Below are 17,611 nucleotides of genomic sequence, written 5' to 3' on the forward strand. Positions count from 1 at the left end.
CCGGATGCGCCCGGGTGTTTATTTGCGTTAATATTGTATCACCTAGCCAGCAGGAAGCCAGCTACTCCACATTCACCGCTTCGTCCTCGAATTCCACAATGCTCTCATTGGAACCGATGACCACCATAATATCGCCCTGATGCACATGATCATGCGCAGTGGGGGCAACAATTACGCCGTCTTCGCGGTTCAGGGCAATGATGCTGCAGCCATATTTGGCCCGTGTGTTGAGCTCAGAGAGGCTTTTGCCGTCCATACAGGCAGGCACAGTCAGCTCGACCACCTTGTAATCTTTGGAAAGCTCGATATAATCCAGCAGGTTCGGCGTGGTCAACTGATGAGCTACACGGACCCCCATATCCCGTTCAGGAAAAATCACACGGTCCACACCCAGCTTGGAAAGCGCCCGGCCGTGAAGGATCGAAATCGCTTTGGCCACCACCTGCTTCACGCCCAGCTCTTTTAAAAGAATCGCCGCCAGGATGCTGCGCTCCATATTGTCTCCGATTGCAACTATGCCGCAATCAAAATTGCGCACACCCAGGGAGCGCATGATCCCCTCATCCGTGGCATCCGCCATGACCGTATGCGTCAGCTGGCCGCTCATTTCCTCCACCCGTTCCTCCACATGGTCAATGCCAAGCACTTCATAGCCCATGGCCATCAGCTCAAGGGCAAGACTTGAGCCAAAGCGGCCGAGTCCGATGATGACAAACTGCTGTGCTTTCATAATATCAATAACCCCTTATCCAATTATCATTTTGCCTTCCGGATATTTATATAATTGCTTACCCTGTTTCGGGCCAATTGCATACGCCAGGGTGAGCAGCCCAAGCCGTCCGGCGAACATAGTAAGGCAGATCAGGATTTTGCCGGCCTGGCTCAGCTCCGGCGTAAGTCCCATACTGAGGCCCACCGTAGCAAAAGCCGAGGTCGTCTCGAACAAAATCATCAGAAAGGCCCGATCCTCCGTGGTGGACAGCGCCATGGACACGGCCACAATCAGCAGCAGTGCCAGCAGGGTAACTGTCAACGCCTTGAATACACGTTCCTGTGCAAGACGGTAACGGAACAAGACGATATCCTCGCGTCCGCGGAGCATCGAGATAACCGCACCGATCATCAGAGTGAAGGTCGTAGTCTTGATACCGCCGCCAGTTGAGCCGGGCGAAGCGCCGATGAACATCAGAATCACTATAAAAAATTGCGAGGCCTGGCGGAGTCCGGCAATATCCACTGTATTCGCCCCGGCTGTACGCGGAGTAACGGACTGAAAGAACGCGGCCCAGATTTTGCCGCCGAAGTTGAGCGGACCCAGCGTGCGGGTGTTGGTGAATTCAAAAACAAAGATAACAACCGTTCCGATCACAATCAGCGCCGCTGTCATTGACAGAACCACCTTGCTATGCAGTGACAATCTGCGGGTACGGCGGCGGTAGTCTACGAGATCCGACATCACGATAAAGCCAATGCCCCCGGAAACTATCAGAAACATGACCACAATGTTCACAATAGGGTCGCTGACATATCCAGTCAGGCTGCGATAGTCCCCGAAGATATCGAACCCGGCATTATTGAACATCGACACCGCATGAAAAATACCAAAATAGACCGCACGCCCAAACGGCATATCAAATGCCCAGCGCATCGAAAGTATAACAGCCGCCCCTGCCTCAATGACAAGTGAATAAATCAGCACCTTGCGGATCAGCCGCACAATGCCTTCCATTGAGCTCTGATTCATGGCTTCCTGGAGAATCAGCCGGTCACGCAGGGAGATCCTGCGTTTCAGTACAAGTGCAAACAGGGTGGCCATCGTCATAAAACCCAGGCCGCCGACTTGAATAAGCACCATAATCACAGTTTGTCCGAACACGGTAAAATACGTCCCTGTATCCACCACCACCAGCCCGGTAACGCAAGTTGCAGAAGTTGCAGTAAACAACGCATCGATAAAGTTGAGTGATTCTCCCGACGTGCTCGACACGGGAAGCATCAGAAGCAAGGTCCCGATCAGAATAACGGCTGCAAAGCCCAGCACCAGAATCTGCGGCGGGGACAGCTTCAGAAATCTAAAATTGTTAATCTTGGGTAACGGTGAAGCCAACCTTCTCATCCTCCCGCTGGTTGCGTAAGAAACATACAAATTATAAACGTTATTCCCTAACTTCACAAAGGTTCATTTTATTACGGCTGGTTTCCGTTATGGATTGAACTTTAACTGATCAGCCTTTTGAGGTATGCTGTATTCTTGCAGGCCAAAATATTCCCAGCCCCTCCTGGTACAAAAGAATGAAGCCGGAAGGACAAAATAAGCATAAGCCCGGCCATTTCCACGTAAAAGGATAATACGGCATTTTTTTGTAACCGGCCTGCCGCTAATATTATAATGGAAAGAACAGGCTTATTACATAACAAGGAGGCGTTACATGAATTCCGTCGGCCAGCCCCTACAGCAGCGGCCCCTTTCGACCAGGCTCATTCTTGCGGGTATCATCGGTCTTATTGTGTTCATTATGTTCCAGATCGCTCCCCAGCTCTTAGGGGGCCCGGGTGATTCTGACACCACACCTATCAGCAAAAATGAGGCCCGTGAGCAAGCCGCCGCATTCGCAGCCCAGCAGCTTGGCCATCCGGATTCCACAGGGGAGGAATGGGCTGTAAGCTACAGGACCGATTCTTCCTTCTACGGCTATATGTCCCGGGAGAAGCTTCTGGATCAATATTCCAAAGCGAAGCTGGATCAGCGCTATCCGTTCGATGTCTTTCATGCCGTACTCTACGCTTCCGGTGAAGTGAACCCGATTCTATCGGTTGATCTTAATATGTACACCGGTAAGGTTGTGGGATTCAGCCGCGGGGAAGACACAAGCTCCAGCGCTGAAACAGGGAATCACGGCAGCTCTGCCCTGCCTGGTACTGTAAGCACGGCCGGTGAACCGGAGCTTTCGCTTGAACAGAAAAAGGAGCTTGCCCGCCCGTGGCTTCAATTATGGGAAGTGAATCCCGCCAAGCTGCAGATCCAGTCGGGCACAGATCCTGACGGTCTGGTCTATACAGACAGCTCTGTCAAGATTGGAGAGTCGCAGCTGCAGTACAAATTCAAATTCCAGCAGGAACAGGTCTCGTATTTCCGGGCAGGCTTCACCGCCCCTGCCTGGCATACCAGTTATGTCGAGGATCAGACCGCCCTCGCCAGGTGGCTGACCGGGGTCGGCTATGGCGTGCCTACGCTGGCGCTGGGCATTCTGGCTCTGATCTACAGCATTCTGCGCAGAGGGCATACCTCGTTCAAGCGGGGCATCTTCCTCAGCTCCGCCCATTTTGTAATTATGATGGTCAGCACCTACAACATGCTGCCGGAAGCCAGCGGGGACAGCCTGGAGAGCCGCATCACAAGCCTCGTCATGCTCATATTCTATATTTTTTACAGTCTGCTGATGTCGCTGATGCTCTACTTCTCCCTTGTTGGCGGCAACGGCCTGTGGCGCAAGGAAGAGGGACTGAACCCCTGGCCGCGCGCCAAGGAGCCGGGTTACGGGCGTTATGTGCTGGACAGCATGCGCGCCGGGTATGTCTGGGCTTTTATTCTGCTCGGCGTACAGACGCTTATGTTCATTATCCTGTCCTACACCCTGCATAACTGGTCCACCACGGATGCCAGCCAGTCACCGTACAATATGAGATATGCCTGGCTGCTGCCCATCGTCGCCTGGCTTGCCGGGTTGTCCGAGGAGGCCGTATACCGCCTGTTCGGCATCCGGATGGTCAAGAAGATCGTCCGCAGCACCTTCCTGGCTTCGCTGATCACCACCCTGATCTGGGCTTTTGGACATACGCTGTACCCGATCTATCCCATCAGCTCGCGTCCGATTGAGCTGACGGTGATCGGCTTGCTGTTCAGCTATATTTTCCTGCGCTACGGCTTTATCGCCGCCATGTTCAGCCACGTGGTGTTTGACAGCATCCTGATGGGCGCCACACTGATCTTCATGAAGGAATCCGTGAATGTCGGCGCAGGCATTGTCACCATCGTCCTGCCGTTCATCGTAGGCTATATCGTGTACCGGTTCAATCCCCCGCGCAAGATGGAGCCGGCAGAGCCTGTCAGCCCCATAACCTAACTGAAGACTGACTGCAAACGGCTGAGCGCCTTTTCATGGGCAGCTCAGCCGTTTGCGTGTGCAGCGCCGTGCTGGGTGATTTTTTTCAGAGCCATTGATATGCTCACGAATATCTCTCACGCCTTCAAAACAGAGGGCGAGTAAAATACGTCTGCATGCATATGCTGAATTTTGTCCCAATTGACGGGATTAGCCGTGTCTGGAGAGCGGTGCTCCAGAATGGCCTGATACAGGGCAGTTTTTTGTTCCAAATGGGCAACGTGCCGTTTGGCTTCTTCGAGTTTAACGAGCGCCGCTTCTTTATGTTCCATCATGAGTGCGCTGCGTTGCGGAATGGTCGAATCCCCTTCGAGACAGAGATCAACGTATTTTTTGATGACTTCAATCGGCATTCCGGATTGCTTGAGGCATTTGACACCATGCAGCCAGTTGATTGATTCTTCGTCGAACAGCCGGATATTATTCTCATTCCGCTGTACGCTTGGCACCAGCCCTTTATCGGTGTAAAAGCGTACAGCGTGCTCGGTAAGTCCCGTTATCAGGGCAGCTTCTTTAACCGTATGCATGTTTGATCCTCCTTGAAAAAAATTATAAGACCGCTTGACTTCGTGTTACACGAAGGAGATAAGCTCATTGTAATGCAAATCGGATGGAAGCGGAATAACCGCTTCAGTGCCCGGTTCCCGGGCTGCGCACCGATTGCTGTTATACATTTGAACACAGGGAGGAATTATAATGCAAACCGTAACATTGAACAATGGTGTAAAAATGCCGATCATCGGCTTTGGTGTCTACCAGGTTCCGGATGCTGAAGAATGCGAGAACGCCGTGTATGAAGCGTTGATGGCTGGTTACCGCCTGATCGATACCGCTGCCGGTTACCTCAACGAGGAAGCGGTAGGACGTGCGATCAAGCGCAGCGGCGTGCCGCGTGAGGAGCTGTTCATCACAACCAAGCTTTGGGTTCAGGATGCCGGCTACGAGAGTGCCAAGCTGGCGTTTGCTAAATCCTTGAAGAAACTGCAGCTCGACTATCTCGATCTATACCTTATTCACCAGCCGTTCGGCGATTACTACGGCGCTTGGCGTGCGATGGAAGACCTGTACCGCGAAGGCAAGATCAAGGCGATCGGTGTCAGCAACTTCCTGCCCGACCGTCTGATGGACCTCATCGTGCATAACGAAATCGTGCCTGCCGTCAACCAGATCGAAACGCACCCGTTCTACCAGCAGACGGAGAGCGCTGCTTTTATGAAAGAGCAGGGAGTTCAACACCAGTCTTGGGCCCCGTTCGCTGAAGGACGTAATAACATGTTCGGCAACGAAGTGCTGGCCTCGATCGCAGAAAAATACAACAAGTCCATCGCCCAGGTCATATTGCGCTGGCTTGTTCAGCGTGAGGTCGTTGTAATTCCAAAATCAGTGAGAAAAGAGCGGATCGTCGAAAACTTCAACATTTTCGATTTTGAGTTGAGCGCGGACGATATCGAACAAATCTCCGCCCTCGATACGCGGGAAAGTCTTTTCTTATCCTACCATGATCCGAAATTCGCCAAGATGCTGGGCACCTTGAGAGTCGATCTGTAAACCTTGATCGAACCGCAAACTCATCTATTTGATTACAGCTGCCGCTTCACGAAGGGAACGATATACAAGAAGAGACTGGCCCTCAGGCCAGTCTCTTCTTGTATAAAACTATAATACTTTATAATGACGGCCCTTCATCCTTCAGGGCATCCAGAATCTGCCCAGCCAGCTTGTCGCCGATCGACAGCGGACGGAAGTCCTCGATGCTGGCCTCCTTGATTTTTTTGAGCGAGCCAAAATGCTTCAGCAGCAGCTTCCGGCGCTTGTCGCCGATGCCCGGAATGGAGTCGAGCTTCGAGGTTACCATCGATTTGCCGCGCTGCTCGCGGTGGAATGTAATCGCAAACCGGTGAACCTCATCCTGAATGCGCTGCAGCAGATAAAACTCCTGGCTGTCCCGGGCAAGCTGCACCGGCTCGGCGGAATCACCGACCAGCAGCTGCGCCGTTCTGTGCTTGTCGTCCTTCACCAGGCCGCAGACCGGGATGTACAGCCCCAGCTCATTCTGCAAAATGTCAATGGCGGAAGAAATTTGCCCCTTCCCTCCATCGACCACAATCAGATCCGGCTGCGGCAGGTTCTCCTTCAGCACGCGTTCATAGCGGCGGCGGATCACCTCGCGCATGGTTTCGTAGTCATCCGGTCCCTGTACCGAGCGGACCTTGTATTTGCGGTATTCCTTGCGTGCAGGCTTGCCGTCAATGAACACAACCATCGCGGATACCGGATTGGTTCCCTGGATATTCGAGTTGTCAAATGCTTCAATCCGGCTAAGCGATTCCAGGCCCAAGCTCTGGCCCAGGCTGATCGCTGCGCCGGAGGTGCGCTCCTCGTCCCGCTCGATCAGGCGAAACTTCTCGTCCAGCGCCACCCGGCCGTTCTGGCAGGCCATTCCGACCATCTGCTTCTTCAGCCCGCGCTGCGGCACCAGCACCTTGACGCCCAGCCACTCCTGCAGGGCCGCCGCGCCGCCGGCTGCGTCCACGGTGCCTTCAGCGGCTGCCTCAGCCGCAGCGGCTTCACCCGCATCCGCTTGCGCTGCAGCCTCCAACGCCGCTTCTCCGCCGGCCGCCTCAGCCTCACCGCTGACTGCCAGCTGCGGTTTGCCTGATTTATCCGTGCCTTCAAGCACAGTATCCGGCAGCAGAATTTCTTGCGGCAGGGCAGGGTTCTCGCTGTAGTACTGTGCCACATAAGAGATGAAATCGCTGTACGCTTCCCCGTAGAAAGGGAACACGGAGGAGTGCCGCTGGATCATTTTCCCCTGCCGCATGTACAGAATCTGCACACACATCCAGCCCTTGTCCACGGCATAGCCGAATACATCGCGGTCTTTGGTATCAGCCGTGTTAATCTTCTGCTTCTCCATCAGGGCATCGATGTGGATGATCTGGTCGCGCAGCTCCTTGGCCCGCTCGAAATACAGCTCCTCTGCAGCCTCCTGCATCTTTTGCTGCAGATCCTTCTTGACTGCCTCATGGCCGCCTCCGAGAAAACCGGCAATGTTCTGCGTAATCTCCTCATAATCGGACTTGGGCACCTCCTTCTCGCAGGGCGCCAGACACTGGCCCATATGATAATACAGGCAGACTTCCTTCGGCATCACGCCGCATTTGCGCAGCGGATACATCCGGTCGAGCAGCTTCTTGGTCTGATGCGCCGCATAAGCATTTGGATATGGACCGAAATACTTCGCTTTATCCTTAATCACCCGGCGCGTAACCTCCAGACGCGGATGAGCTTCATTCGTAATTTTCAAATACGGAAACGTCTTGTCATCCTTCAAAAGCACATTATAACGCGGCATATGCTTTTTAATCAGGTTGCACTCCAGAATGAGCGCCTCCATATTGCTGGACGTGACGATATATTCAAAGTCGGTAATATTGGCGACGAGCCTCTGGGTCTTACCGTTATGGCTGCCCGTAAAATAAGAGCGGACCCGGTTCTTCAGCACCTTGGCCTTGCCCACATAAATAATAGTGCCCTCTTCATTTTTCATCAGATAGCACCCGGGCAGGTCGGGCAGCAAAGCCAGTTTGTTGCGGATATTATCCATATAATCCATGCGTTCTCCCCCACCTGTAACAACACCGTGATAACTTAATTTTAAATATAAGAAGCCATGGGTTCAACCCCATAGCGTAGAAAATAAAGTACTGTTGGCTAAGAAACGTTCATTCTTCCAAAAGGCGCAACGGATTGCGCCTGACACACAAAGCGCCTTCGGATAAACCGAAGGCGCTTTGGCGGCAGGGCATATGCCCGGATACTACAGCATCATTTTACTGATGTTTTGCTACAATATTCTTAAGGGAATCCTTGGAGTTAAGTCCAACAACTTTGTCCACAGGCTGGCCGTCTTTGAAGAAGATCAGGGTAGGAATGCTCATAACTCCAAAACGGGAAGCTGTTTCCGGATTTTCATCAACGTTCAGCTTGGCAATTTTCACATCGTCTCCCAGTTCAGTGGACAGTTCCTCCAGAATGGGGGCAAGCATTTTACAAGGGCCGCACCAAGGTGCCCAGAAATCTACAACAACAGTACCTTGACCTTCAACTTCACCCACAAAGGATTGGTCAGACACGTTCACGATAGCCATGATATAGTTCCTCCTTTAAGTTGTACGAAGCTTCCATCCGCTTCTATAACCCATAAGCCTAGTGTGGCGAATTCACTCCGAAATTATAACGGGATAAAATGTTTCATGTAATATGATAACCAGATTACCATTTACCGACACATCCACAGTATAACATATTAACAGTGATTTTGTATAATGTTTTAGGAAATTAAATTGCACAAAATCAAATACTTCCTCCACAGTCTCTTCTTTACAAGGCCGCAGGGAGTTCGTATACTTGAAGAAAGCGCATTAATTGTCAATGACTTCTCTCACACGTCTAACTGTAACCCACTAATTGCAGTCATGCAACTGCAAGGAGGAAAAAAGATGGATGTCAACGCGCACACACGCGACCCGCGGGAGCATGTCAACGAGGAGCCGCGCAATGACCTTGGCGATTTGCTCGCCGGCTTCTTCGGCATGACGGGCTTTATGACCGTCGTTTTCTTCGGCATGGTGATTATCAAGTTTTTATCCGAGTAACTCTTCACCACATGCTTTTCAGCTGGGCAGCAGCAAAATCCGGCCCTTCCATTTAAGGAAGGAGCCGGATTTTGCTGCTTTAGCACTTTTATCTTACCGTTCCCCGCTGGTTCTCGCCATAAAGCGGAATGACATCCACAAACGGAGCAATCCGGTCCATCAGCCGTTGGCCTTTGTAGATCTCTTCGCCGTCCTTGCTCGTAATGCTCAGATGCTTCTCCAGACCGTCCAAAGGATAATTCGAAGTGTAAAAGGTCGGCTTGCGGTTCATCCGGTGGTTCAGAATCGCCCCCAGCACATGGTCGCGGGCCCATGGATTCAGGTTCTCCGCCCCGATATCGTCAAAGATCAGCAGATCACAGTTCTTCATTGTGTCGACCATTTCTTTCAGCTTCTGATTGTCCATCATGATCAACTTAAGCTCCTCGATGAAATCAGGCATGTAGACGATGACGCCGCTGTATCCGGCAATCGCCAGTTCATGCAGCATATAGCACATCAAAAAGGTTTTGCCTGTTCCAAAAGAGCCCTGCAGGTATATCCCCCGCGAGGTCAGCCCGTTCTCCTTCGCCCCTGCAATATAATCAAATATACGATTCACGGCTGAGACCCGGCGTGGGTCCTTACCCATAATGTCAATTTCATCGTAGCCGCCATTCAGCACACGCTCATCCACATAAAAGCTGCGGATGCGCTTGCGGATACTGTCCTGATTATCCTGGGCAATCTTAAGATTGCAGGCCGTCTTCCGCTCGTACAGATCTGCCATACCGCCTACAGTCTCTACGGTAAGCTTGCTGTAGTGGCCCTGAAAGTCATTCGGGCACTTCTCCAGGCCCGGACAATTGGCACAGTGGCGGCTTTCTTCCACATATTGATACAGGCGGCTCAAGTGAAGCCGCAGCCGCGATTCGTCCAGCTCGGGATGCTCCGCCTGAAGCTGCTTCACCAGAGGATGGTTCAGCAGGTTCTGCTCAAGATCACGGGAGCGCTGGCGGAGCGCGGAATTATTCATCGAACGCAGCACTTCGCCCATAGACTCCATAGCCGCACCTCGCTTTCATTACGGCGTCTTGGATACGCCTTTTTTCTTACTGGCCTTGATTTCAGCGGCCTTCTTCATCATCGCCGCGAACTCTTCCTCCGACACGGTTCCGGCGCTGCCGTCATCCAGCACAATCGGGATCTCCGCTTTGCCGGAACGGCCGCCGGTCTTGCTGTAGCTGCGCTGGCGCGTCCCGGTTGAGCCTGAAGCCCCTGCCGCTGCACCTTTGCCTTTGACCTTGGTCTGGTCCCGGATATAACGCACAGCCTTCTCGTACGTGTTCACCTGCTTCACCAGCATGTTCGAGGCAATCGCCTCCACGAAGTTGCGGTTCATCCGCTGATCGCCAGCGGAAGCCACCATGGTCATCAGATAATGAATGAGTACATTAATCACTTCGCCGCTCAGCTTATAATTGAGATCAATCTTCTCAAATGTATCCATCAGCTGCGTTGGCACGGCCCCCGGAAAAAAGGTCTGCAGCAGCCGTGTATAAGGCTCATTGCGCAGCATCATATTATATTGGTGAATGTCGCATTTGGACAAAAATTGCGGCGGCACTTCCACATAATATTCCATTTCGACCGGCTGCTCCATCGGCGGTGTGGAATCATCGCCTTCCACGGAGGCGGCAGAGCGCAGGGCTACCACTTTTGCCGCCGCAATCTCCCGCTTCTCCTGGCGTTTCATATCCTGCCGGAAATGCTGGCTTGCTTTGTACTGCAGCGTATCCAGAATCACTTCACCTTCCTGTGTGAACACTCCGTCTTCATCCAGCAGGCGGGACATATCCTGCGGGCTAAGCTCATATTTGTGGGCCACATAATTGATCATCCCCATCTGGGCATGGTCAAAGCGCAGCTTCTCGACATGGACACGGTTGGCGGATTCACGCGGAAAGCGCAGGATAATATCACTGTAGCCGATCGCCGGTTCCCCGGTTTCCCGCATGCCGGGTTGCTTGACTGTCGCCACCTCAGCCAGAGCCTGCTCCAGCTCATAGTCAATCACATGGGTATTGAGTTGAAAAATATCATAAAAGGGCAGGGAAATGTTCTCTTTGCCGATCGACCGGCGGCTCCATTCCTCCGGCTCCCGGTTCCAGAACTGCTCACGCAGCGACAGCACGGCGAATTTGCCGATCTTGTCACGCAGCAGCAACGTCAAATGCTGGGTTGCAAAAAAATCAGCCGGCGACAGCGGCGGCAGCAGTTCGTATTCGTACATATAATCATCGGTTTCCGCTACAAAAATCCGGCAGGTCTGCAGCAGCCCCACCGCCTCCAGCAGGGAAGCCTGATCCACTATATATTTGCGGCCTTTCTCATTCGGCTCCACGCCCAGCGTCATGAACAGACGCCGCTGCTGCTCCACCGGAGAATAGCCGATTGCTTCAGCCGGAATATGCTCGAACAGCAGCCGGTACAGGCTGATGGCAAAGGCGCCCACCATCGGCTGATAGACCGAGCCCAGCATACGTGCATCTACACTGCTTAGACCGAATTCGCGGGAAACGCAGTACCGATGATGTTCGGTGAAATGATGCAGGTTACTCATACGCATCTGCGGATTACCTCCCTCTTTTTCTACACGAATCCATTTAGATTTCTATTCTATCACAAAACCCCGGCCCGGAAATGTAAAAAAAAGTCCAAATTCAGCGTATATCCCCTTGATATCGACAGCTTGTTCCCCCTTGCTGGCGTTAGCGGAAAATCCGAAAATCCTCTTCGATTCCAAGAAAAAAACGGCCTCGCCATCCTTGGATAAGGACAGCAGCCGTTCGTATGCACGCGAAACTCTTTATTAGAACATTTTGTAGCCGCCGAGCCGCAGCTTCTGGATCGTCCAGCCGCTGAGCACCGCTCCGGCGAGACCGGCAACCCCGGTGAGATAATCCACGAGATGAAAGGTCGACAGATGCTCCCACAGGCTCATGGCGCTCCGGTCCCAGATCGAATAGACGACCACAGGCAGAATCACAATAACGAACAGATAGGCAGGGAACCAGGTGGTCTTCATTAACATGTTAAGGATAAAGCCAATGCCAAACATCATGACAAAGAACAACACGGCCAGAACAAATACAGGAATAAACCCCATCGTACTGCCATCCCCTCTCTCTATAAAGAACCGCACAGCAAACCTTAATTAATAGTAAGTTTACTAGAAAAAATGTAACGAAGCAATGAACATTATCGGCAATTCCGGGTATCCGCCCCATAAGAGCAGGGGTGTGCGTTTGCTCTTGCCTGCCTGCATGCGATACAATGCAGATAGATCAAACGGATTGTACATATATCCATATGCTAAGGAGTGAGAATACATGAACGAAGCCGCGTTGACACTGGAGGGCTGGTATGCCCTGCACGACTTCCGTTCTCTGAACTGGACAGCCTGGACGGCCGCCGATGATGAAGAACGCGCTGTCGCCCTGGAAGAACTGCACGCCTTCATGCAGGAATGGGGCCCGGTGGAGGAAGCCAAGGAAGGAAGCACTGCAGTGTACTCCATTGTCGGCCAGAAGGCTGATTTCGTGATGATGTTTCTGCGGGAAAGCCTGGAAGCGCTGAACCAGCTTGAAACCGCCTTTAACAAAATCGCTTTTGCCCAGTATACCACCAAGTCTTATTCCTATGTCAGCATCGTTGAACTCAGCAACTATGCGGCTGGCGGAAGCGCCGGAGACGGCAGCGACCCGATGCAGAACCCGCACGTAGCCGCCCGCTTGAAGCCTGTTCTCCCGCAAACGAAGCATATTTGCTTCTATCCGATGAACAAAAAACGCGAGCTTGCGGACAACTGGTATATGCTCGATATGGAGAAGCGCCGGGAGCTGATGTATTCGCACGGGTTAATCGGACGCGGATATGCCGGCAAAGTGAAGCAGATCATCACCGGCTCTGTCGGCTTCGATGACTGGGAGTGGGGCGTCACCCTCTTTGCCGATGACGCGCTCCAATTCAAGAAGCTGGTCTATGAGATGCGCTTTGACGAAGTCAGTGCCCGCTACGGCGAATTTGGCCCGTTCTATGTCGGAAATCTGCTGACACCGGATACCTTTGAAGAACTGCTGAAGCTGTAGCAGCGCAAAATACCGATAAGTCATAAAGGGAAGGCTCCCTGTCTGAGGGGCCTTCCCTTTATTTGAGTTTCTGTTATAGATGATTCATCACATTCAGTTTCACATCATGATGGTTGTACTGTATATTCTATCCATATTCAAAGTGACGTGGTATAATCGCATAAGCAATGGAAGGCTTACAAGGGCGGTCGGCTAAGCTCCCGGAAGGGAGGTGAGGCCATGGAGGTTTATCAAGCGTTGTCATTGATGTTCATGTTCGGCATGTTCATTATTGCTCTGCTGAACTACCTCAATAGGAATAGGTAAGGCTTTGATGTGATCGCTACCTTTTCCCCTCCTCCACACCGTACGTGCGACTTTCACCGCATACGGCGTTCCATCTTCTTATAATTGTTAATCAATAAGTTCCAAATTACACCTTTTGCGGTACTGGTTTATCGTCATGATCATTTTGTCGGTTAAGTTCAGACGTTTACGTAGTTCCATGATCGTATGTTTTGCGGAGGCATGGATTAATTTATGGACATCTCTATGGAGGATGCGAAGGTTTTTAAACTGGTCGTTTCCTTTTAAATGGGTCGGCAGATAATGATGACAATGTACATTTTCTGCGTGCAAAAACAAACCTGTTATCTCGCATTTGCCCATTTTCATGCTGTATCTGCTAAGACGATTGTCCATATACTCAAGACTACGATCAGGTAGTCTGGACTTCATAAGCTTTGCTACTTCCCATTGAATGTCCGGTTTCATTCTTTCGATTATCAACTTTCGCCCTTCTTCTGTAAATGGGGTTATGCTCTGATTAATATTCATTGCAATATTCATCTTAACATTGGCCAAGGGGAAGAGATAAACATTGGCGATTTTGAATGTTTTGTAGTTAGAGCTATAAAATTTGTGGTAAACCGGTGGTGGGTTGCTGGGATGCTCATATTTGCCGACTTGTTTCAGACGATTGTAGAAGAACACGCGCAGTTCTCGGGCAAGACGGGAGAATTCGAGACTTACATGTGTCGCTCGGTTAAAGTAATTATGTAGAGCTAAGACATAGCTGTTGAACAGAAGGGCGTTTTGAGCGGTAGGCGATTGGCGGATCTTTCGAATCCGCTTCTTCGCTTCCTTCTTGATTTGCTGCTTCTTTTTGTTGTTGATCCCTGTGTGGGTGACTCGCTTATGCCCCTTTTTTGCGGCTCGGATCGTAAATCCGAGAAATTCGGAGCATCTCTTTCGAAGATTCAGAATCTGCGATTTTTCTGGCGAGATGTCCAATTTCAGACGCTCTTGAAGGTATGATCTGACGGCATGGTACCACTTTTGGGCTGTCTTCCAATCTCGACACAAGATTTTGAAGTCATCAGCATATCGGACGATGTAGCCTTCTTTCAAATGGCTTTTCTTGAGGGCCATGTACTTATTATCATCTCTGTCATACTTGTGCGTGGTCGTAAAGTCCGCCCATTGTCCGGCAACCCATTGATCCAAGTCGTTTAGAACGATGTTGGAGAGCAAGGGAGACAGAATTCCCCCTTGCGGAGTTCCTTTGGTGGGTCTGCCTTCACCCTCAATTTCGGCTTTCAGCATTTTGCTGATAATCCGAAGAACCTTCCTGTCACGAATCCCCATGTTCCATAACTGTTTTATCAGTCTAGTGTGATTTACATTGTCGAAAAAGCCCTTGATGTCAATATCCACAATATAGTGGAGACGGTTAAAGTTGATTAAGTGCTGCACCCGTGCAATAGCGTGATGAGTAGCTCGCATAGGTCTAAAACCGTAGCTGTGTTTATAGAAGCGGGCTTCAGCAATGGGTTCAAGCACTTGTTTGAAACATTGCTGGACAATCCGATCTAAAATACAAGGTATGCCTAGAGGTCTTTGTTTGCCGTTTGGTTTCGGGATGAAAACACGTCTTACCTTTTTTGGTCTATAATTCAACAGCTTTTGTCTGATAAGATTTACAATTGCTTCATCAGTTTCGACTTTGATATCCTCAATGGTTTTGCCGTCTGTTCCGGCTGTGCGGGAACCTTTATTGGATTTGATGGTTCGATAAGCCAGGAGGATGTTTTCCCGAGATGTAACAATGTCGTTGAGTTTCGAGAATTTCCCCTTATTTTTGGCTCTTTCGTACAGCTCCGTGAAGGTTCCGGTCATGTTGTAGTAGTCCCAGTATCGTAGTGCCGACATTGTGGTATCCCCCTCTCTCTTTTTTTTTTTTTTTTTTAGAGAGAAAGATATTCCCCACATTCTTACCCGATCTTTGCCGTTCATTTTGGAAAATTGAATTCGTTTTCAAGAAGACTCGGGGCTGTTCCTTCATGCCCATTACAGGCATTTCATTGGTCGTTCCCCTACTCTCACAAGGATAAGTGCATTTCGGCGTATGCCTTATAGCAGCCGTCTAAGTTGACAGACTTTGTTCCGACGTTCCTTGCTTTCCTTGTTCCTTGTGCCCTAGCTATACATTCAAGCCTTAGGTGCTGCCTTTGAGCCTGTGGAGGGATACCGCCGTTGTCCGGTATAGCGAGGTTCCTATCTTCTATATCGTACTTTTCGCCGTCCACCTAGCCTACGCTAGCCCATTGGTTTCCCGATGGTCCTACTCTAGACCCGTACATTCGGCAGTTCGTCAGTCCGGTGGGACATTCTCACCATAGCCTGTTTTTCAGCCGTCCGGCATATCAGTTGGCATACCTTCTCGACCGAGTGGCTCCAGCTTTCCTTCTGCCGCCTTCACCTGGCTTCATACTCTATACGCTGTCCGGATAGAGCATGCAGGAGTATTATCGAGACCGTTTCGGGATACATGGTTCCATCATTCCGATCTTCGGATACAAAGTTAAATGCTTTCGCATTCTTGCTTTTCCTGCCGCAAGACAGTTATAGCAAAACAAGTCGCACAAAAGAAATAGACCGCCCTGGTCAAAGGAGACGGTCTATTTCCTGACTACTTTCCCGAAAGCCGCCGCCCTTAAAAGCGGCTATTGCAAACAGGGAGTCGTGTTGGTAGCACGGCTCACTTTGCATTGTACGTCTTATCTGCCTTCACTATACCACAAGTGGATTTAATAAATAAATATATCCCACTCCAAATTAATCATCTGACAGATTCCTGCCGTCATCCTCTTCACCGGCATCGCCATCTTCACGCAAGCCCTCCAGGTATTCCGCCGTCGCCCGGTCGCGGGCCCGGCTCTTGTCCTTCAGGCGTTCAATTGCCGGCAGAATGAGGATATCAATCTCCTTCTGGACATTGTAGGCGAGATCGTAACGGCCCTGATCCTCCAGATAAGTCCCGGCCTCAATCAGTCCGTTATACCGGTCCAGCTCCTCACGCGTCAGCAGTCCGCGAACTTGTACGCTGCAGTGGCGCATCCTAGAGGAATCTTCCTTTCTTCAGTACCAGCGGAATGCCGCCGATGATGAACAGATAACGCATGTCCACAACCTTCTTCAGCTGCGCCGCGGTCCAGCCCTTATATTTCTTGTCGCCCACTACAGCGATGCCTTGGCCTTTGCCCAGGGAAGCTACAGTGCCTTTGTTGCTGAAGGCAAATTTCTTCGGCTGCTGGCTGCGGATTGCGGCCACCAGATTATGGGCGCAGCATTCCCCCTGCTGCATGGCAATTTGTGCCGTCGGGGGATATGGGCGTCCTTCCGGATTAATCATCAGGGAGCCGTCGCCGATAATAAAGATATTCTCATGTCCCGGTGCACGCAGATATTCATCCACCTTCACCCGGCCGCGCATAGCTTCAAAACCCGCTGCTTCGATCAGACGGTTGCCGCGGATGCCGCCGGTCCAGACGATGGTTGAAGCCTTGATCTCTTCACCCGTCGCAAGGATAACTCCGCCCGGCAGGCATTCCTTGATCGCTACACCGATCTTGAAGGTCACGCCCTTCTTCGTCAGCACAGTCATGGCATGCTCTACCAATTCAGGGGCGAAGCCCGGCAGTGCCGTCGGAGCAGCCTCCACGTTGTAGATATTGACCATGCTTGGATCTACATCGAATTCCTTGCACAGCGCCGGAATACGGTCTGCCAGCTCCGCCACAAATTCAATGCCGCTGAAGCCTGCGCCGCCGACAACAAAATTAATATGTTCCTGTGCATTATTTTCATTCTTGTATTTGGCGAATTGATACTCAATATGCTCACGGATCAGCCGCACGGAATTAATGCTGCGGATCGTCAGAGCGTACTTGTCCAGTCCCGGAATTCCGAAGGTTTCGGGTTCCCCGCCCAGGGCGATTACAAGATAGTCATAAGATAGCGTGCCATCTTCCAGAATCACCTTTTTTTGCTGGGTGCGGATTTCCTGCACGGAAGATTTTACGAGATCAATTTTGAATTCATCAATTAATTTTGAAATAGATACGCGGGTATGCTCGATGCTGTCTGTACCTGCAGCAGGCATATGCAGATGGGTTGTGAAATAGTGATACTCATGGCGGTTAACCAGTGTCACATCAGCTTCATTGTAGTTCAAAGCTTTCTGCAGCCGCTGCGCGGTCAAAATACCTCCATATCCCGCGCCTAGGATGACGATTTTAGGAATACTGCTCATGTTCCGGCTCCTTCCAACAGGTGAATCTGTCTATGTGTTATTTTTTGTAAAAAAATTCGGTTTCTTTTGTGAATTTATACACTTAAA

At 51.0% G+C, this 17,611-nt stretch carries 16 protein-coding genes; 5 read left to right on the forward strand and 11 right to left on the reverse strand.

What is annotated here, in order from left to right; translation table 11 throughout:
* Positions 1-61: 61 nt before the first annotated feature.
* Entirely contained in the window at positions 62-730 is a 669-nt protein-coding gene (locus tag PRIO_RS27700) for a potassium channel family protein (RefSeq protein ID WP_020430387.1), read from the reverse strand.
* Positions 731-745: 15 nt separating this feature from the next.
* Positions 746-2,107, reverse strand: a complete 1,362-nt coding sequence (locus PRIO_RS27705; protein WP_020430385.1) for a TrkH family potassium uptake protein — start codon at positions 2,105-2,107, stop codon at positions 746-748.
* Positions 2,108-2,429: 322 nt separating this feature from the next.
* Here PRIO_RS27705 and PRIO_RS27710 point away from each other — a divergent pair, with 322 nt between their 5' ends.
* Complete coding sequence (locus tag PRIO_RS27710) at positions 2,430-4,124, forward strand: CPBP family intramembrane glutamic endopeptidase (RefSeq protein WP_020430382.1); 1,695 nt, start codon at positions 2,430-2,432, stop codon at positions 4,122-4,124.
* A gap of 116 nt (positions 4,125-4,240) precedes the next feature.
* Here the strand turns inward: PRIO_RS27710 and PRIO_RS27715 are convergent, their stop codons facing one another.
* The gene (locus PRIO_RS27715) at positions 4,241-4,690 is read right to left on the reverse strand and encodes a MerR family transcriptional regulator (protein ID WP_020430380.1); all 450 of its coding nucleotides are present in this window, start codon (positions 4,688-4,690) and stop codon (positions 4,241-4,243) included.
* Between the two features lie 169 nt (positions 4,691-4,859).
* Here PRIO_RS27715 and PRIO_RS27720 point away from each other — a divergent pair, with 169 nt between their 5' ends.
* Positions 4,860-5,711, forward strand: a complete 852-nt coding sequence (locus tag PRIO_RS27720) for an aldo/keto reductase (RefSeq protein WP_020430378.1) — start codon at positions 4,860-4,862, stop codon at positions 5,709-5,711.
* 118 nt (positions 5,712-5,829) lie between these two features.
* Here PRIO_RS27720 and uvrC read toward each other — a convergent pair whose 3' ends face one another.
* A complete protein-coding gene (gene uvrC / locus PRIO_RS27725; RefSeq protein ID WP_046505641.1) occupies positions 5,830-7,779 on the reverse strand; it encodes an excinuclease ABC subunit UvrC in 1,950 nt (649 codons plus the stop codon).
* Between the two features lie 217 nt (positions 7,780-7,996).
* Positions 7,997-8,314 (reverse strand): thioredoxin, encoded by a 318-nt coding sequence (gene trxA / locus PRIO_RS27730; protein ID WP_020430371.1) that lies wholly within the window; start codon positions 8,312-8,314, stop codon positions 7,997-7,999.
* Between the two features lie 351 nt (positions 8,315-8,665).
* Here trxA and PRIO_RS35760 point away from each other — a divergent pair, with 351 nt between their 5' ends.
* Entirely contained in the window at positions 8,666-8,821 is a 156-nt protein-coding gene (locus tag PRIO_RS35760; protein WP_020430369.1) for a hypothetical protein, read from the forward strand.
* Positions 8,822-8,909: 88 nt separating this feature from the next.
* Here the strand turns inward: PRIO_RS35760 and dnaI are convergent, their stop codons facing one another.
* The 3 genes from dnaI to PRIO_RS27745 form a co-directional block, all read right to left on the reverse strand.
* Complete coding sequence (gene dnaI, locus PRIO_RS27735) at positions 8,910-9,866, reverse strand: primosomal protein DnaI (protein WP_020430368.1); 957 nt, start codon at positions 9,864-9,866, stop codon at positions 8,910-8,912.
* A gap of 18 nt (positions 9,867-9,884) precedes the next feature.
* Complete coding sequence (locus PRIO_RS27740) at positions 9,885-11,429, reverse strand: replication initiation and membrane attachment family protein (protein ID WP_046505644.1); 1,545 nt, start codon at positions 11,427-11,429, stop codon at positions 9,885-9,887.
* A 243-nt stretch (positions 11,430-11,672) separates the two neighbouring features.
* Positions 11,673-11,969: a YuiB family protein gene (locus tag PRIO_RS27745; RefSeq protein ID WP_020430362.1), complete on the reverse strand. Its 297-nt coding sequence runs from the start codon at positions 11,967-11,969 to the stop codon at positions 11,673-11,675.
* A gap of 223 nt (positions 11,970-12,192) precedes the next feature.
* On the opposite strand from PRIO_RS27745, the gene hemQ reads away from it, so the two are divergent.
* On the forward strand, positions 12,193-12,951 hold the full coding sequence (gene hemQ / locus PRIO_RS27750; RefSeq protein ID WP_020430361.1) for a hydrogen peroxide-dependent heme synthase: 759 nt from the start codon (positions 12,193-12,195) through the stop codon (positions 12,949-12,951).
* Positions 12,952-13,170: 219 nt separating this feature from the next.
* Positions 13,171-13,257, forward strand: a complete 87-nt coding sequence (locus tag PRIO_RS37360) for a putative holin-like toxin (RefSeq protein WP_282705064.1) — start codon at positions 13,171-13,173, stop codon at positions 13,255-13,257.
* Positions 13,258-13,344: 87 nt separating this feature from the next.
* Here the strand turns inward: PRIO_RS37360 and ltrA are convergent, their stop codons facing one another.
* The 3 genes from ltrA to PRIO_RS27765 all read right to left on the reverse strand — a co-directional run bounded on the left by ltrA (position 13,345) and on the right by PRIO_RS27765 (position 17,524).
* Positions 13,345-15,141, reverse strand: coding sequence for a group II intron reverse transcriptase/maturase (gene ltrA, locus PRIO_RS27755; protein ID WP_046505648.1), 1,797 nt, complete (start codon positions 15,139-15,141; stop codon positions 13,345-13,347).
* A 906-nt stretch (positions 15,142-16,047) separates the two neighbouring features.
* The gene (locus tag PRIO_RS27760) at positions 16,048-16,329 is read right to left on the reverse strand and encodes a hypothetical protein (RefSeq protein ID WP_020426361.1); all 282 of its coding nucleotides are present in this window, start codon (positions 16,327-16,329) and stop codon (positions 16,048-16,050) included.
* 1 nt (position 16,330) lies between these two features.
* Entirely contained in the window at positions 16,331-17,524 is a 1,194-nt protein-coding gene (locus PRIO_RS27765; RefSeq protein ID WP_020426360.1) for an NAD(P)/FAD-dependent oxidoreductase, read from the reverse strand.
* Positions 17,525-17,611 lie beyond the last annotated feature (87 nt).

The organism is Paenibacillus riograndensis SBR5, from assembly GCF_000981585.1.
Taxonomy (GTDB): Bacteria; Bacillota; Bacilli; order Paenibacillales; family Paenibacillaceae; genus Paenibacillus_AQ; species Paenibacillus_AQ riograndensis.

Coding starts and splice junctions, on each gene's coding strand:
- PRIO_RS27700 (WP_020430387.1), bottom strand. CDS start 730: ATGAAAGCACAGCAGTTTGTCATCATCGGACTCGGCCGCTTTGGCTCA.
- PRIO_RS27710 (WP_020430382.1), top strand. CDS start 2,430: ATGAATTCCGTCGGCCAGCCCCTACAGCAGCGGCCCCTTTCGACCAGG.
- PRIO_RS27715 (WP_020430380.1), bottom strand. CDS start 4,690: ATGCATACGGTTAAAGAAGCTGCCCTGATAACGGGACTTACCGAGCAC.
- PRIO_RS27720 (WP_020430378.1), top strand. CDS start 4,860: ATGCAAACCGTAACATTGAACAATGGTGTAAAAATGCCGATCATCGGC.
- uvrC (WP_046505641.1), bottom strand. CDS start 7,779: ATGGATTATATGGATAATATCCGCAACAAACTGGCTTTGCTGCCCGAC.
- trxA (WP_020430371.1), bottom strand. CDS start 8,314: ATGGCTATCGTGAACGTGTCTGACCAATCCTTTGTGGGTGAAGTTGAA.
- PRIO_RS35760 (WP_020430369.1), top strand. CDS start 8,666: ATGGATGTCAACGCGCACACACGCGACCCGCGGGAGCATGTCAACGAG.
- dnaI (WP_020430368.1), bottom strand. CDS start 9,866: ATGGAGTCTATGGGCGAAGTGCTGCGTTCGATGAATAATTCCGCGCTC.
- PRIO_RS27740 (WP_046505644.1), bottom strand. CDS start 11,429: ATGCGTATGAGTAACCTGCATCATTTCACCGAACATCATCGGTACTGC.
- PRIO_RS27745 (WP_020430362.1), bottom strand. CDS start 11,969: ATGGGGTTTATTCCTGTATTTGTTCTGGCCGTGTTGTTCTTTGTCATG.
- hemQ (WP_020430361.1), top strand. CDS start 12,193: ATGAACGAAGCCGCGTTGACACTGGAGGGCTGGTATGCCCTGCACGAC.
- PRIO_RS37360 (WP_282705064.1), top strand. CDS start 13,171: ATGGAGGTTTATCAAGCGTTGTCATTGATGTTCATGTTCGGCATGTTC.
- ltrA (WP_046505648.1), bottom strand. CDS start 15,141: ATGTCGGCACTACGATACTGGGACTACTACAACATGACCGGAACCTTC.
- PRIO_RS27760 (WP_020426361.1), bottom strand. CDS start 16,329: ATGCGCCACTGCAGCGTACAAGTTCGCGGACTGCTGACGCGTGAGGAG.
- PRIO_RS27765 (WP_020426360.1), bottom strand. CDS start 17,524: ATGAGCAGTATTCCTAAAATCGTCATCCTAGGCGCGGGATATGGAGGT.